The organism is Streptomyces sp. NBC_01260 (genome assembly GCF_036226405.1).
In the GTDB taxonomy this organism is placed as follows: Bacteria; Actinomycetota; Actinomycetes; order Streptomycetales; family Streptomycetaceae; genus Streptomyces; species Streptomyces laculatispora.
Map to the genome: position 1 here is coordinate 1,987,267 of NZ_CP108464.1, position 15,273 is coordinate 2,002,539.

The window sequence follows — 15,273 nt, forward strand, 5'->3', positions numbered from 1 at the left end:
GATTCAGTGAGATTCAGACCCCTCAACAACGAATTTCATCGAATGAGGGTTGCCAGACAGACGAGTCCCGGTGCACAGTGACTCCGTGGCCAGTCGCAGCGCAGACTCCAGGACCGGGAACGGATCGTCCTCAACGGTCGATGCCGTGTCCCTCGCAATCATCGAGCAGCTCCAGGAGGACGGGCGTCGTCCGTACGCCGCGATCGGCAAGGCCGTCGGCCTCTCCGAGGCGGCCGTGCGACAGCGCGTCCAGAAGCTGCTCGACCAGGGCGTGATGCAGATCGTCGCCGTCACCGACCCGCTCACCGTGGGGTTCAGACGGCAGGCGATGGTCGGGATCAATGTCGAGGGCGACCTCGATCCCGTCGCGGAGGCCCTGTCGGCCATGGCCGAGTGCGAGTACGTGGTGATGACCGCGGGCTCCTTCGACCTGATGGTGGAGATCGTCTGCGAGGACGACGACCACCTGCTGGAGACGATCAACAAACGCATCCGGGCCATTCCCGGAGTGCGCTCCACCGAGAGCTTCGTCTACCTCAAGCTCAAGAAGCAGACCTATATGTGGGGAACCCGATAGCCGTGAGCAAGGACCTCAGCCGGACCGCGTACGACCACCTGTGGATGCACTTCACCCGCATGTCGGACTACGAGAACGCGCCCGTTCCCACCATCGTGCGTGGCGAGGGCACCTACATTTTCGACGACCAGGGCAAGCGCTACCTCGACGGCCTGTCCGGCCTGTTCGTGGTCAACGCCGGCCACGGCCGTCACGAGCTCGCCGAGGCCGCGTACAAGCAGGCGCAGGAGCTGGCCTTCTTCCCGGTGTGGTCCTACGCCCACCCGAAGGCCGTCGAGCTGGCCGAGCGCCTCGCCGACTACGCCCCGGGCGACCTCAACAAGGTCTTCTTCACCACCGGTGGCGGCGAGGCCGTCGAGACCGCGTGGAAGCTGGCCAAGCAGTACTTCAAGCTCAAGGGCAAGCCGACCAAGTACAAGGTCATCTCGCGTGCGGTCGCCTACCACGGCACCCCGCAGGGCGCCCTGTCCATCACCGGTCTGCCGGCCCTCAAGGCCCCCTTCGAGCCGCTGGTCCCCGGCGCGCACAAGGTGCCGAACACCAACATCTACCGTGCCCCGCTCTTCGGTGACGACCCGGAGGCCTTCGGCCGCTGGGCCGCCGACCAGATCGAGCAGGAGATCCTCTTCGAGGGCGCGGACACCGTCGCGGCCGTCTTCCTGGAGCCCGTGCAGAACGCGGGCGGCTGTTTCCCGCCCCCGCCCGGCTACTTCCAGCGCGTCCGCGAGATCTGCGACAAGTACGACGTGCTGCTCGTCTCCGACGAGGTCATCTGCGCCTTCGGCCGGCTCGGCACGATGTTCGCCTGCGACAAGTTCGGCTACGTGCCGGACATGATCACCTGCGCCAAGGGCATGACCTCGGGCTACTCGCCGATCGGTGCCTGCATCATCTCGGACAAGCTCGCCGAGCCGTTCTACGAGGGTGACAACACCTTCCTGCACGGCTACACCTTCGGCGGCCACCCGGTCTCCGCCGCGGTCGGCCTCGCCAACCTCGACATCTTCGAGCGCGAGGGCCTCAACCAGCACGTCCTCGACAACGAGAACGCCTTCTTCACCACGCTGCAGAAGCTGCACGACCTGCCGATCGTCGGCGACGTCCGCGGCAACGGCTTCTTCTACGGCATAGAACTGGTGAAGGACAAGGTCACCAAGGAGACGTTCACCGACGAGGAGACCGAGCGCGTCCTGTACGGCTTCCTCTCCAAGGCGCTGTACGAGAACGGCCTGTACTGCCGGGCCGACGACCGCGGCGACCCGGTCGTCCAGCTCGCCCCGCCGCTGATCTCCGACCAGTCCACGTTCGACGAGATCGAGTCCATCCTGCGGTCCGTCCTGACGGAGGCCTGGACGAAGCTCTGACGAGGCTCTGACCAAGGGCTCGATCGGCTGATCGACCGAGCTCTCGCTTGACCACCGCTTGACCGTCCCCCGACGGCCCTGAAGCGGTCATTTCATACGGTCCACGCGGCCCGGATGCGCCCAATCGAGTGGGAAGAGGCGCACCCGGGCCGCGTGCTGTGCGCACACCGCGGTCCGAATCCTTACGGTGCCGAGTGACCGATCGGCCCCCTCTTCGTTCCCCCGTACGGGGGAACGGGATATCTGATCTGAACCGAGGTGTACGCCATGGTGGCCCCGCCGGACAACGACGTGATCTGGGCGCGTTCCCTGCACCACTCCCACAACGGCTCACCCGCGCTCGGCGGGGTGTCCCTGGGGATCCGCGACGGCGAGATCCTCGCCGTGACCGGCCCGCGCGGCAGCGGGAAGACCACGCTGCTGCACTGCCTGTCCGGTCAACTGGTCCCCGACCAGGGGGAGGTGTGGTTCAACAGCGTCCCCGTACACACCATGGGCCCCCGGCTGCGCGAACGGCTGCGCCGCGACAAGTTCGGCTGGATCGCCCCCGAGCCCCAGCTCGTCCCGGAGCTGACCACCTGGGAGAACACCGCCCTTCCGCTCCTGCTGCGCGGCGCCTCGCACCGGGAGGCCAAGAAGGCCGCCATGGAGTGGCTGGAGCGCCTCGACATCGGCATGTGCGCCAGGAAGCGGCCGCACACCCTCCAGCAGAGCCAGCGGCAGCGGATCTCGGTGGCCCGCGCGCTGGCCGCCGCCCCCGCGGTGATCTTCGCCGACGAGCCGACCGCGACCCTGCACCACACCGACCGCACCCATGTGCTGCGCACCCTGACGAGCGCGGCCCGCTCGCACGGCATCACGGTGGTCCTCGCCACGCACGACGCGGAGATCGCCGCCCTCGCCGACCGTGCGGTGCCGCTGCTCGACGGGCGCAGGGTCGCCACGGTCGCCCTGCCGGCCGCAACCGACACGGAAGGCCGCGCGGCGTGCTCGCTCTCCGTCTAGCCCGCGGTTCCCATCCGCTGGTCCTCATGCGGCGGCTGCTGGTCGCGGCCGCCTCCGCCGGGGTCGGCTTCCTCCTGCTGTGCACCCTGGGATACGCCTCCGGGCACCCGGCGCACTCCGCCGGTTCCGTGCTGCGGCTGCTGTGGTGCTTCGTACCGCTGGCCGCCACCGTGCAGTTCGCGGTCGCGGTCGCCCGGACCGACCCGAGCACCCGCCCACGCGCCGGACTGTCCGCCGTCGGCCTCGGGCCGGTCCGGCTCAGCGTGCTGGCCGCCGTCTCCACCGCCGTCTCGTGCACCCTCGGCTCCATGGTGGCGCTGCTCCTCTTCCTCCATCTGCGCGGTGATCTGTCGGGACTGCCGTTCGACGGTGCCGCGGCCGGGCTGCTGGGCGCCCAGGCGCCGCTGCCGCTGGCCGCCGTCCTGGTCCTGCTGACCCTGCTGCCCGCGGCGGCGGCGACGGCGAGCGCGCTGGCGCTGCGCGCCAAACCGGTGCGGGCGGCGGGCGTTCAGGACGGTTCGCCGGACCTGGTACCCGAGGAGCAGGTCCCGGCTCCGGCCGCGCCGCCGACCGGCCTGCCGTGGGGCGTGGCCCTGACGGCCGCCGGACTCGCGGTCGAGGCGTACGCGGGCCGCGGTTCGGCGGGCAGCCCGTTCCCGCTCCCCGGAAAGCTCGACTCCACTCCGGCCTGGGTCCTGATGGGGTGGACGCTGACGGCGATCGGCCTCGCCACGGCCGGCCCCGGGCTGACCCGTCTCGCCGGGCGGCTGCTCCAGGCGCTGCGCCCCGGAGCCGTACGCCTGCTGGCGGGGCGGGTGCTGATGGACGAGGCAGGCCGGATCGGCCGGCCGCTGGGCGTCGTCTGCGCGGTGCTCTCGGCCGTCATCGCCGCGTTCGCGCTGTACGGGACGGGCCCCCGGCCCTTCGGACCGCTCACCGCACTCGGCGCCGTGCTCGTCATCGGCTGCACGACGGCGACGCTGCTGACGTCGGCGCTGGAGGCGAAGCAGGCCCGCGCCGAAACGGCGCAGGCACTGCTGCGGCTCGGCGCCCCGGCCTCGGCGCTGCGGGCCGCGACGATGCTGCGCGCGGCCGCACTGCTCCTCGTCTTCGCCCCGCTGACCTGGGCGATCGCCGAGCTGGCCGCTCTCCCGCTGACCGCCTGAGCGGCTGAGCGGGAGAGCGGCCCGGCGCCACCGGGGCCGGGGCCCCGCCGGTCCGTAGCATGAGGGCGTGGAGAACCCGGACGAGAGCATTCCCGCACCCGGCGGCGAGATCGAGTCGCTCGCCGAATTCGACGAGGCGGTCGCCGCCGGCTCGCTGACCGGGCGCCGCGTCCAGTCCGTCGATCTGACGGACCGCGGTGCCGCCCTGCTGGCCGCCGACGCATCGGGCGCCGTCTTCCTCGGCTGCCCGATGGAGTCCGGCGCGGCGGCGAAGGCAAGGGCCGACGGTGCGTTCGTCTTCCCGCCGGTACCGGGTCTGCCCTTCGACCCCTACCGCGGTCTGCTCTACTCCCCCGACGCGCTCTACGACGGGCTGACGAAGGGCGGTTACGAGGCGACACCCGACGCCCGTGCCTACCGCTGGTTCCAGGAGACGCGGACGAACGGTGACGCGTTCGCTTCGATGCTCCGCGCGCTCCACGACGACGCGGTCTCCGACGCGCTGGACGAACTCCTCGTCGGGGCAGGGGTGGTCGGCGTGATGGGCGGCCACGCGACGGCCCGCGGCAGCGCCGCCTACACGTCCGCGGCCCGCCTCGGCCGGACCCTGGCCCGCAGCGGGCTGACGGTGGCCACCGGCGGCGGCCCGGGTGCGATGGAGGCGGCGAACCTCGGCGCCTACGCGGCGCCGTACTCCGACCCGATGCTGGACAAGGCCTGCGAACTCCTGGCCTCGGTACCCTCGTTCGCCCCCTCGGTCTCCGACTGGGCGCTGGCGGCGTTCAGCGTGCGGGAGCGGTGGCCGGACGGCGGCGGCTCGGCGTCGATCCCCACCTGGTTCTACGGCCACGAGCCGCCGAACCCGTTCGCCGACCACATCGCCAAGTACTTCGCCAACGCCCTGCGCGAGGACGGGTTGCTGGCCCGCTCGACCGCGGGCGTCATCTTCCTCCCGGGCGCGGCCGGCACCGTCCAGGAGATCTTCGACAGCACGACCCCGAACTACTACGGTTCACGCGGCGGGCCGGTCCCGATGGTACTGGTCGGCCGTGACCACTGGACCCGGGAACTGCCCGCGTGGCCCCTGCTCCGGGCACTCGCCGCGGACCGGCCGATGGAATCCCGTATCGCGCTCGTGGACACGGTGGAGGAAGCACCCGCGGAGCTCGCCCGGCTGTCGGCGAAGTAGCCGCCCCGGCCGCCGCCCACCGCGCACCGCCGCCCCGTCGGCTCACCGCACGCCGCCGCCTCGTCCCGGCCCGTCGGCCAGAAGTCCCGCCAGGCGCTCGTACGTCACGTCCCAGCCCCACTCCGCCCGCACCCGGTCACGCCCCCTCTCCCCCATCGCGGCGGCGGTCCCACGATCCCGCAGGAGGCCGATGAGCCGGGCGGCGATGGCCGGCACGTCCCGCCCGTCGACCACGTGCCCGGTCACCCCGTCGCACACCGTTTCCGCCGCACCGCCCGAGTCCCCCGCCAGCACCGGCAGTCCCGCCGCGGCGGCCTCCAGGAACACGATCCCGAGGCCCTCCACCTCCAGGCCCCGGCGCCGGGTGCGGCACGGCATCGCGAAGACGTCGGCCGCCGTGAAGAACCCGGGCATCGCCGCATGTGGATGCCCACCCGCCAGAACGACCGCGTCCGCGAGCCCGGCGGCCGCGGCCGCACGGCCCAGGGAGGACGCGCCGGGGCCGTCACCGACCAGCAGGAGGGTCGTTCCCGGTACCGCCCGCCGGACCGGCGGCAGCGCTCGTGCCAGCGGGGGCCGGCGGCTTCCTGCTGAAGGACGCGACGTTTCCCGAACTGCTCCATGCGGTACGGGTGGTGGCGGACGGCCAGGCGCTGCTCTCACCGGACATCACCGGGCGGCTGATCGCGGAGTTCACCAGGCAGCGGGTCGCCGCTCCGCCCGCGCGCTCCGTCGAGGGCCTGACCACCCGGGAGGTGGAGGTGCTCGTGCTGATCGCCCGGGGTCTGTCGAACGGGGACATCGCGGACCGCCTCACCATCACCGCGCACACCGTCAAGACCCGTATCAACCGGCTGTTCGCGAAGATGGAGCTGCGGGACCGGGCGCAGGCGGTGATCCTCGCGTACGAACCGGGGCTGGTCGTGGCCGGGTCCGGTGCGGGCGGGACACGACCGGCGGGGCCGGGCGCGGGCCGGTGATCCCGGCCGGTGACCCGCGCGGCCGGTCACAGCACGGCGGGCAGTACGACGCTCTCCGACGCGTCGAAGGTGACGCCGACCCGCGCGCCCTCCTCCGGTGTGCTGCGCAGGGCGCACTCGGCGTCCAGGGCCGGGCCGTGGTCGGGGTTCAGTGTCACGGCGACGTGATTGCCGCGGAAGGTGCGGGCACCCACGGTGCAGGGCAGGCCGTCCTCCGGGGCGCCGATCAGGACTCCGGCCGGACGCACCAGCAGATCGCAGGCGCCCTGCGGTGATCCTGCGGGTACCGGCACCTTGCCCCAGTCCGTGTCGGCCGCCTCGCCGGTGACCGTCGCCTCCACCACGTTGTCGAAGCCGAGGAAGCGGGCGACGAAGGCCGAGGCGGGATGCTGCCACACCTCCAGCGGGGTGCCCACCTGGGCGATGCGTCCGTCGCGCATCACGACGACCCGGTCGGCCAGCGCGAAGGCCTCGCCCTGGTCGTGGGTGACCGCCAGCACGGTCGTGCCCAAGCGGCCGAACAGCGTGCGCAGTTCAACGACGAGGCGTTCGCGCAGGCTGCGGTCCAGCTGGCCGAGCGGTTCGTCCAGCATCAGCAGCTTGGGCCGGGGGGCGAGCGCCCGTGCGAGGGCGACGCGCTGCTGCTCGCCGCCCGAGAGCGCGGCGACGGCCCGCCGCTCGGCGCCGGGCAGCCCCACCAGATCGAGGAGTCCGGAGACCTTGCGGTCCTGCTCGCTCCGGCTCACGCCGCGCATCCGCAGCCCGAAGGCGACGTTGGCACCGACGTCCCGGTGCGGGAACAGCTGGTGGTCCTGGAACATCAGGCCGAGACCGCGCCGGTGCACCGGCACCCCGTCCTGGTCCGCGCCGTCGAGGAGCACCCGCCCGCCGTCCGGACGCTGGAGTCCGGCGACCACCCGCAGCAGTGTCGACTTCCCGCTGCCGCTCGGCCCCAGCACACAGACGATCTCGTGCTCGGCGACCGCCAGGTCCACCGCGTCCAGCACCGCCCGGTCGCCGAAGCGCACGGTGGCCGATTCGAGTGTCAGCATCCCTAGAACTCCCCGGATCGATCGGTTCGGATACGTTCGAGCAGCAGCAGCGACACCGCGCACACGAGCATCAGAATGGTGCTGAGGGCCATCGCCTGGCCGTAGTTGAGATCTCCGGACCGCCCCAGCAGCCGGGCCACGGCGACGGGAAGCGTCGGGCTGTCCGGCCGTGCGATGAACACCGTGGCGCCGAACTCCCCGAGCGACACGGCGAACGCGAAGCCCGCCGCGACCAGCAGCGCCCGGCGCACCAGCGGCAGATCCACCTCGCGCCAGGCCCGCAGCGGCGAGGCGCCGAGGACCGCGGCCGCCTCGCGCAGCCGCCCGTCCACCGCGCGCAGGACCGGCAGCATGGTCCGCACCACGAACGGCACCCCGACCAGCGCCTGGGCGAGCGGCACCAGGATCCAGGAGGTCCGCAGATCGAGCGGCGGCTTGTCCAGGGTGATCAGGAAGCCGAAGCCGACGGTGACGGCGGAGACCCCGAGGGGCAGCATCAAAAGGGCGTCGAACCCCCTGACCAGCCGGCCGGCCCGCCTGGTCAGAGCCGCCGCGGCCAGGCCGCCGACAACCAGCGCGATGACGGTCGCGACCAGGGCGTAGCGCAGCGAGTTCCCGATCGCTTCGAGAGGTGCGACCAGGAACGTACCGCTGTTCGCCTCCGCCGATCCCAGCGCCCGGTAGTAGTCGAGGCCGTGGCCGCCGGACAGGTCGAGCGAGCGATCCACCAGTACGGCGAGCGGCAGCAGGATCAGTACCAGCACGGTCAGCAGGACGCCTCCGAGCAGCACCCACTGGCCCGCGCCGCGCGGCCTGCGGGCGGTCTGCGCCGGGTCGACCAGCTTCAGCGCGGTCTCCCTGCGCCGTACGGTCCAGGCGTGCACGGCGAGAATGGCGCCGACCGCGGCGAACTGAACGAGTGTCAGCACGGCGGCCGTGGGCAGGGCGAGCAGCTGCGCGGTCTGGCGGTAGATCTCCACCTCCAGCGTGGAGAACCCGGGACCGCCGAGGATCTGGACGACGCCGAAGGAGGTGAAGGTGAAGAGGAAGACCATCAGCGCCGCGGCGGCCACGGCGGGGGCGAGCGCCGGAAGGGTGACCCGCCGCCAGGCGGCGAACCGTCCGGCGCCGAGGACGCGCGCGGCCTCCTCCTGGCGCGGGTCGAGCTGCGACCACAGTCCGCCGACGGTCCGCACGACGACCGCGTAGTTGAAGAAGACATGGGCCAGCAGGATCGCCCACACCGTGGTGTCGAGCCGTACGCCCCACAGCTCGTCGAGGAAACCGCCGCGCCCCAGCAACGCGAGGAACGCGGTCCCCACGACAACGGTGGGCAGGACGAACGGCACCGTGACGATCGCCCGCAGCAGCTGCTTGCCCGGGAAGTCGAACCGGGCGAACACATAGGCGCCCGGCAGTGCGATCAGCAGGGTCAGCGCGGTCGAGGCGAGCGCCTGCCAGAGCGTGAACCAGAGGACGTCCAGGATGTCCGGCCGGGTCAGCACCTCGCCGAACCGGCCGAACTGCCAGACGCCGTCGGCCTTGAGCCCGCGGCCGACGATCGCCACGACGGGGTAGGCGAAGAACACCGCGAAGAAAGCGACGGGCACGGCCATCAGGCCGAGCCGCACCGCGCTCCCGCGCCGTGACCGGGTACGTGCGGCCTTCCCGCGCGCGCCCGGTCCGCGTACGGGAGTCTTCGCTACTTCACTACGAGCGAGGACCATGACTGGACCCACTGCTCACGGTTCTTGGCGATCGTGTCCGGGGCGACGGTCGCCGGCTTGTCCGCGGTGGCCCCGAACTTCGTGAAGAGTTCCGGCACCTTCGCGCCCTTGGTGACCGGGCTGACGAACATGTTGAGCGGCATGTCCTCCTGGAACTTCTTTCCGATCAGGAAGTCCAGCAGGGCCTTGCCGCCCGCCTCGTTCTTCGCGCCGTCGAGCAGGCCCGCGAACTCGATCTGCCGGAAGCACGTCCCGGTGGCGACCCCGGTCGGGGCCGTCTTGGGCTGCGGGTCCGCGTACAGCACCTCGACGGGCGGGCTGGAGGCGTAACTCACGACGAGCGGCCGGTCGGCCTTGGTCTTCTTGCCGCCCGCGGAGCCGGAGAACTCCTCGTTGTACGCCTGCTCCCAGCCGTCGACGACCTTGACGCCGTTGCTCTTCAGCTTGTTCCAGTAGTCCTGGTAGCCGTCCTCGCCGTAGGTGGCGACGGTGCCGAGGAGGAAGCCGAGACCGGGCGAGGAGGTCGCGGCGTTCTCGGTGACGAGGAGGTTCTTGTACGCGGGCTTCGCCAGGTCGTCGAAGGACTTCGGCGGCGCGAGCTTCTTGTCGGCGAAGTACTTCTTGTCGTAGTTGACGCAGATGTCGCCGGTGTCGACCGGAGTGACCCGGTGCTTGCCGGCATCCAACTGGACGTCGGGCGCGACCTGGCCGAGGCCCTTGGCCGCGTACGGCGTGAAGAGGCCGTTGTCGAGGGCGCGCGACAGCAGGGTGTTGTCGACGCCGAAGAACACGTCACCGCGCGGCGAACCCTTGGTGAGGATCTCCTGGTTGAGGGCGGCGCCCGCGTCCCCGCTCTTCAGCACCTTGACCGTGTATCCGGTCTCCCGGGTGAACTCCTTCAGCACGCCCTTGGAGGCGTTGAAGGAGTCGTGGCTGACCAGGGTGACGGTCTTGGAGCCGGCGCCCTTGGTACCGGCGGAGCCGGACGCCGGGTCGTCGGAGCTACCGCAGCCGGCGAGCGCGGTCGCGCCGATCGCGGCGGCGAGGGCCGACACCGCGATCTTCTTGGTGGTGCTCATGTGATTCCTCCTGGGGGTGACCAGGAAGAGACGCGGCCCTGCCCGCGCCGGTGAAACCGGAAGCGGGCAGGGCGCAACAGCTTGAGTAAGGTCCGAACTTCCTACCCGGAATGACCCGGGCGAGGTTCAGAGGGTCTGCGGCCAACCTGTCCTTGGTGCCGCACTCTCAGCGCTGTGGCGCTCCCCTGTCGGAATATGAAGTTGAATTCACGCCCAGGCTACACGGCCGATTTCGGCCGGAGAGCCTGCCCGGAGTCTGCCCGGCGGATCGTGGCCGGGCAGAAATCAGGTGGGAGGCCGCCTAGGGCGTGTATCGAGTCGGGATCAATCGACGGTCCGGGTGAGGTCTTTGATCCAGATCATCGAGGCACGCAGTTGCAGGCCGGCAAGGTAGCTCTCGGGGGTCTTGTCGTAGCGGGTGGCGATGCCGCGCCACGCCTTGAGCTTGTTGATCAGGCGCTCGACAGTGTTGCGTTCCTTGTACAGGTCGGTGTCGTGGGTGAGGGGTCGGCCGCCCTGGCGGCCCTTGTTCTTCCGGTGGGTGGTCTGGTCCTTCTTCTCAGGGATGACAGCCTTGATGTTTCGTCTGCGCAGGTAGGCGCGGTTGCCGCGGGAGGAGTACGCCTTGTCGCCGGCGACGGCGCCGGGCCGGGTGCGGGGTCGGCCGGCCGGGCCGCGGACCCGCAGCTTGTCCAGGACCGGGATGAACTGCGGGCTGTCGGCGGCCTGGCCCACGGTCAGGGTCAGTACGAGCGGTCGGCACTTGCGGTCGCAGGCGATGTGTACCTTGCTGGTCTGGCCGCCCCGCGAGCGTCCGAGCAGGGCGGCTTTCAACCGGAGCTTGCGGCGGTGCCGGAGGCGTCTTCGCGCGGCGACGCCATCGGCGCCCGGTCCGGTTTGTTCTTCTTCGGTGCCCCCTTTGACCGGACCTTCTCTTCCTCCGCGGCCTTCTCCAGGGCGTCGAGCACGCCGGGGGCCAGACGCATACCGGCCGCGTCCTGGTGGGCCCGGGCGGTGGTGGAGTCCACGCTGACCAGGGAGAGGTCCACCTCACCCCGCGCGGCCGCCTGCGCGATCAGCCCTTCCAGCAGGGTCTCGAAGACTCCGGCGTCCCGCCACTGCCGGAAGCGGTTGTGCACGGTGGACCACGGGCCGAACTCGGCCGGCATCTCCCGCCACTGCGCTCCCGAGCGGAACTTCCAGATCACGCCCTCGAACTGCTGCCGAAGTCGTGCGGGATACGGACCGTACTCGCCGATCGGCAGGTACGGCTCGACGTACTCCCACTCCTGGTCCGTCAGTTGCCGCCGTGTCATACACACCGGACTACCCGATCCACCCGCTCCACGAGAACAAAACCCACAGATTGATCACGACCCGATACACGCCCTAGCGCTCGGAGGCCGCCAGCTGCCCGCAGGCGCCGTCGATCTCCTGGCCCCGGGTGTCCCGCACGGTCACCGGCACCCCGTGGGCGGCGATGGCCTCGACGAACGCCTTCTCGTCCTCGGGCCGCGAGGCGGTCCACTTCGAGCCGGGCGTCGGGTTCAGCGGGATCAGGTTGACGTGCACCCGCTTGCCCTTGAGGAGCCGGCCCAGCCGGTCGCCCCGCCAGGCCTGGTCGTTGATGTCGCGGATCAGCGCGTACTCGATGGAGATACGGCGGCCCGACTTCTCCGCGTACTCCCAAGCGGCGTCCAGTACCTCGCGCACCTTCCACCGGGTGTTCACCGGTACGAGGGTGTCGCGCAGCTCGTCGTCCGGGGCGTGCAGCGAGACGGCGAGACGGCATTTGAAGCCCTCGTCGGCGAACCGCAGCATCGCCGGCACCAGGCCTACGGTCGAGACGGTGATCCCGCGCTGCGACAGGCCCAGCCCGTCGGGCTCGGGGTCGGTCAGCCGGCGGATGGACCCGACCACCCGCTTGTAGTTGGCGAGCGGCTCGCCCATGCCCATGAAGACGATGTTGGAGAGCCGCGCCGGGCCCCCGGGGACCTCACCGTCGCGCAGGGCCCGCATACCGTCCACGATCTGGTGGACGATCTCCGCGGTGGAGAGGTTGCGGTCGAGGCCGGCCTGTCCGGTGGCGCAGAACGGGCAGTTCATCCCGCATCCCGCCTGGGAGGAGATGCACATCGTGACGCGGTCCGGGTAGCGCATCAGAACGGACTCGACCAGCGTCCCGTCGTGCAGCTTCCACAGCGTCTTGCGGGTGGTGTCGTCGTCGCAGCTGATGTGCCGGACCACGGACATCAGCTCGGGGAACAACGCCTCGGCGAGCTTGTCCCGCGACGCGGCGGGGATGTTGGTCCACTCCGACGGGTCGTGTGCGTACCGCGCGAAGTAGTGCTGCGAGAGCTGCTGGGCGCGGAAGGGCTTCTCGCCCGTCTCGGCGACGGCTTCCTTGCGCTCGGCGGGCGTGAGGTCGGCGAGGTGCCGCGGCGGCCTCTTGGCTCCGCGGGGCGCGACGAAAGTGAGTTCTCCGGGCTTAGGCATGGTTCGTCCAGTGTCGCAGACACGCCGGGATGCTGGCGGTCGTCGCCGGTGGCACGGGCGGACCGCGGGTCGGCCCGGCCGACGCGGGTCGTCATCGGCCGACGTGGGCGGCCCTGAGACGGCCCGGCCGCGTGCACGGCAGTGACCGATCACACCCCGGCTGTCCGGCGCCACCGGACCGTGAGCGCGGGCCGGTTGCCCCATGGGCGCCCCGGGCGACGGCCGGCGCGCAGGCTACGCCGCAAAGGGGGCGCGGCGCCGATGGACCGGGCCGGGCGGGGTATCCGGAAGACGACAGGGACATCCGGGCGAATTCGCAGGAGGTACGTGCCGTGCACAGCTTGAAGCAGTGGTTCAATCACAGCCTGATCGCGCAGGCGCTGGTGCTCTTCGTACTGGGCATGGGCTTCGGCGCCCTGTTCCGCCGGGATGATCACCCGGGCTTATGGGTGGCCCACAGCCTGATCTACACCGCCGTGGTCATCGGGTTCGTGGCTTTTCAGCGCCGCCGGACCAGCCGCGCGACCGGCGCCGGCCCCCGCACGGTCGTCAGCCTCAATCGCAAGATCCGGCGCCGTGAGGTGCCGCGGGATCCCGAGGAGCGGGTGATCATGGGGCGGCTGATCGACGATCAGCTGGGAAAGATGGAGCGGGGAAAGCGCCGGCTGCCGTACTGGCTGGGTTTTACGGGCCTGATAGCCGTCGGCATGCTCGTCCTCGGAGCGACCACCGGCTCGCTGGCCTTCCCCCTGGTCTTCGCGGTCGGTGTGATCGCGTTCTGCTTCTGGATCCTGTGGATGCACCGTCGGGCCGTGGAGCTCCACCACCACATGCGCTCGGCCCTGCAGAACCGCGGCTGACGGGTGCCGTCGCCTTGCGCACTGCGGGCACGGTCCCGGGTGGTGGTCGTCTCACTTCGCCCGGCACATGAGTGAGGGTCCGGCGTCCCGTGGACGTCGGACCCTCACTCACAACAACTGCGGGTACTCAGCCGGAGCCGACGAAAATCACCATCAGCAGCCAGACCACCGGCGCGGTCGGCAGCAGGGAGTCCAGCCGGTCCATGATGCCGCCGTGCCCGGGGAGCAGCGTGCCCATGTCCTTGATCCCGAGGTCCCGCTTGATCATGGACTCGCCCAGGTCACCGAGGGTGGCGCTGGCGGCGACCGCGAAGCCGAGCAGGAGGCCCTGCCACCAGGAGCCGCCGTCGATCAGGAACTGCATGCACAGCGCACCGGCCACCATCGCGAAGGCCACGGCTCCGAAGAGGCCCTCGCGGGTTTTCCCGGGGCTGATCCGCGGTGCGAGCTTGTGCTTGCCGAACCGCCAGCCGACCGCGTACGCGCCGGTGTCGCTGACCACGGTCAGCAGCAGGAAGGTCAGCACCCGCTGCGGCCCGTCGGCCGCGGTCAGGAGCATGGCGACGAAGGTGGCCAGGAACGGTACGTAGAACGCGGCGAAGACGCCGGCCGTGACGTCCTTGAGGTAGCCCTCCGGCGGTTCGGTCATCCGCCAGACGAGCACCGCGAGAGCGGTCAGCGCCATGGCGGCCCAGGCGCCTTCGGCACCTCGCGCGTAACCGGCCACGACCATGGCGGCGCCACCGACCGCGAGGGGCACGAGCGGCGCCTTGATGCCCTTGCGCTCCTCCAGCCGGGAGGTGAGCTCCCAGAGGCCTACGACGACGGCGACCACGATCACACCGACGAAGACGGCCTTGACGATGAAGAGCGAGGCGACGACGACGGCACCCAGCCCCACGCCGACCCCTATGGCGGCTCCCAGATCACGGCCCGCACGTTTCTTCTGCGGGGGTGGCGGCGCGGTGGACATGGGCTCCTGCGGCTTCTCGTCGCGGAACAAGGGGCCGCCGCTCAGGCGTGCGGCCCCCTGGTCCCGGTCATCACGATCGTCAGCGTCTCTACCTGCGTCGGGAACGTCCGGCACGATGGGCATGGGCCGAGTCTGCTGGGCATTATGCACATCGTATGCAGGACCCGCCGGAGCGGCCCGCATCTCGGGAGCGGCCCGATGAGCGGCGCCCTGCGGGGCACCCCAGGAAGAGTCGTTCATCAGACTTCGAGCAGCTCGGCTTCCTTGTGCTTCAGCAGCTCGTCCACCTGCGCGACGTACTTCGCGGTGGTGTCGTCGAGCTCCTTCTCGGCGCGACGTACCTCGTCCTCGCCGGACTCCTTGTCCTTGACCAGCTTGTCGAGGGTCTCCTTGGCCTTGCGACGGACCGCACGGATGGAGATCTTGGAGTCCTCGGCCTTGGTCTTCGCGACCTTGATGTAGTCGCGACGGCGCTCTTCGGTGAGGTCGGGGAAGTTGACCCGGATGATATTGCCGTCGTTGCTCGGGTTGACGCCGAGGTCGGAGTCGCGGATGGCCTGCTCGATGTTGCGCAGCGCGGTCTTGTCGAACGGCGTCACGACGGCCATACGGGGCTCGGGCACCGAGAACGAGGCCAGCTGGTTGATCGGGGTCAGCGCGCCGTAGTAGTCGGCGACGATCTTGTTGAACATCGCCGGGTGCGCACGGCCGGTGCGGATCGCGGCGAAGTCCTCTTTCGCGACCACGACGGCCTTCTCCATCTTCTCCTCGGCCTCGAGGAGGGTTTCTTCGATCACCACGTGCT

12 protein-coding genes and 3 pseudogenes are annotated in these 15,273 nt (G+C 70.7%); 7 read left to right on the forward strand and 8 right to left on the reverse strand.

What is annotated here, in order from left to right:
* Positions 1 to 70: 70 nt before the first annotated feature.
* From OG322_RS08575 to OG322_RS08595, 5 genes are all read left to right on the forward strand, one after another.
* The gene (locus tag OG322_RS08575) at positions 71 to 577 is read left to right on the forward strand and encodes an Lrp/AsnC family transcriptional regulator (protein ID WP_123462552.1); all 507 of its coding nucleotides are present in this window, start codon (positions 71 to 73) and stop codon (positions 575 to 577) included.
* Positions 562 to 1,941: an aspartate aminotransferase family protein gene (locus OG322_RS08580; protein WP_123462550.1), complete on the forward strand. Its 1,380-nt coding sequence runs from the start codon at positions 562 to 564 to the stop codon at positions 1,939 to 1,941. Before OG322_RS08575 ends, OG322_RS08580 begins: the two co-directional genes overlap by 16 nt.
* Before the next feature lie 267 nt (positions 1,942 to 2,208).
* A complete protein-coding gene (locus tag OG322_RS08585) occupies positions 2,209 to 2,946 on the forward strand; it encodes an ABC transporter ATP-binding protein (RefSeq protein ID WP_123466108.1) in 738 nt (245 codons plus the stop codon).
* Complete coding sequence (locus OG322_RS08590; protein ID WP_206432405.1) at positions 2,928 to 4,112, forward strand: hypothetical protein; 1,185 nt, start codon at positions 2,928 to 2,930, stop codon at positions 4,110 to 4,112. Before OG322_RS08585 ends, OG322_RS08590 begins: the two co-directional genes overlap by 19 nt.
* A gap of 67 nt (positions 4,113 to 4,179) precedes the next feature.
* A complete protein-coding gene (locus OG322_RS08595; protein ID WP_329306268.1) occupies positions 4,180 to 5,301 on the forward strand; it encodes an LOG family protein in 1,122 nt (373 codons plus the stop codon).
* A 42-nt stretch (positions 5,302 to 5,343) separates the two neighbouring features.
* Here the strand turns inward: OG322_RS08595 and OG322_RS08600 are convergent.
* Positions 5,344 to 5,871, reverse strand: a pseudogene (locus tag OG322_RS08600) (glycosyltransferase family 4 protein); the annotation flags it as partial.
* Here OG322_RS08600 and OG322_RS08605 point away from each other — a divergent pair.
* Positions 5,871 to 6,281: pseudogene (locus OG322_RS08605) on the forward strand (LuxR C-terminal-related transcriptional regulator); the annotation flags it as partial. The pseudogenes OG322_RS08600 and OG322_RS08605 sit on opposite strands and share 1 nt — an antisense overlap.
* Positions 6,282 to 6,307: 26 nt before the next feature.
* On the opposite strand, the gene OG322_RS08610 reads toward OG322_RS08605, so the two are convergent.
* From OG322_RS08610 to rlmN, 5 genes and pseudogenes are all read right to left on the reverse strand, one after another.
* Positions 6,308 to 7,333, reverse strand: coding sequence for an ABC transporter ATP-binding protein (locus OG322_RS08610; protein ID WP_266410857.1), 1,026 nt, complete (start codon positions 7,331 to 7,333; stop codon positions 6,308 to 6,310).
* A 2-nt stretch (positions 7,334 to 7,335) separates the two neighbouring features.
* Positions 7,336 to 8,949, reverse strand: coding sequence for an ABC transporter permease (locus tag OG322_RS08615; RefSeq protein ID WP_123466106.1), 1,614 nt, complete (start codon positions 8,947 to 8,949; stop codon positions 7,336 to 7,338).
* 86 nt (positions 8,950 to 9,035) lie between these two features.
* Positions 9,036 to 10,139 (reverse strand): thiamine ABC transporter substrate-binding protein, encoded by a 1,104-nt coding sequence (locus OG322_RS08620; RefSeq protein ID WP_123461973.1) that lies wholly within the window; start codon positions 10,137 to 10,139, stop codon positions 9,036 to 9,038.
* A gap of 324 nt (positions 10,140 to 10,463) precedes the next feature.
* Positions 10,464 to 11,455: pseudogene (locus OG322_RS08625) on the reverse strand (IS5 family transposase).
* A gap of 73 nt (positions 11,456 to 11,528) precedes the next feature.
* Positions 11,529 to 12,635 (reverse strand): 23S rRNA (adenine(2503)-C(2))-methyltransferase RlmN, encoded by a 1,107-nt coding sequence (gene rlmN / locus OG322_RS08630; protein WP_123461972.1) that lies wholly within the window; start codon positions 12,633 to 12,635, stop codon positions 11,529 to 11,531.
* A 332-nt stretch (positions 12,636 to 12,967) separates the two neighbouring features.
* On the opposite strand from rlmN, the gene OG322_RS08635 reads away from it, so the two are divergent.
* Entirely contained in the window at positions 12,968 to 13,495 is a 528-nt protein-coding gene (locus OG322_RS08635; protein WP_124285340.1) for a hypothetical protein, read from the forward strand.
* 127 nt (positions 13,496 to 13,622) lie between these two features.
* On the opposite strand, the gene OG322_RS08640 is transcribed toward OG322_RS08635, so the two are convergent.
* Both OG322_RS08640 and frr read right to left on the reverse strand, forming a co-directional pair.
* A complete protein-coding gene (locus OG322_RS08640; protein ID WP_266410860.1) occupies positions 13,623 to 14,708 on the reverse strand; it encodes a phosphatidate cytidylyltransferase in 1,086 nt (361 codons plus the stop codon).
* Positions 14,708 to 15,265: a ribosome recycling factor gene (frr, locus tag OG322_RS08645; RefSeq protein ID WP_024488459.1), complete on the reverse strand. Its 558-nt coding sequence runs from the start codon at positions 15,263 to 15,265 to the stop codon at positions 14,708 to 14,710. The genes OG322_RS08640 and frr overlap by 1 nt, the downstream gene beginning before the upstream one ends.
* Between the last annotated feature and the right edge of the window lie 8 nt (positions 15,266 to 15,273).

Bases quoted from the DNA above. Each gene is read 5' to 3' on its own strand.
- OG322_RS08610 (WP_266410857.1), bottom strand. From the start codon at position 7,333: ATGCTGACACTCGAATCGGCCACCGTGCGCTTCGGCGACCGGGCGGTG.
- OG322_RS08615 (WP_123466106.1), bottom strand. From the start codon at position 8,949: ATGGCCGTGCCCGTCGCTTTCTTCGCGGTGTTCTTCGCCTACCCCGTC.
- OG322_RS08620 (WP_123461973.1), bottom strand. From the start codon at position 10,139: ATGAGCACCACCAAGAAGATCGCGGTGTCGGCCCTCGCCGCCGCGATC.
- OG322_RS08585 (WP_123466108.1), top strand. From the start codon at position 2,209: ATGGTGGCCCCGCCGGACAACGACGTGATCTGGGCGCGTTCCCTGCAC.
- rlmN (WP_123461972.1), bottom strand. From the start codon at position 12,635: ATGCCTAAGCCCGGAGAACTCACTTTCGTCGCGCCCCGCGGAGCCAAG.
- OG322_RS08640 (WP_266410860.1), bottom strand. From the start codon at position 14,708: ATGAACGACTCTTCCTGGGGTGCCCCGCAGGGCGCCGCTCATCGGGCC.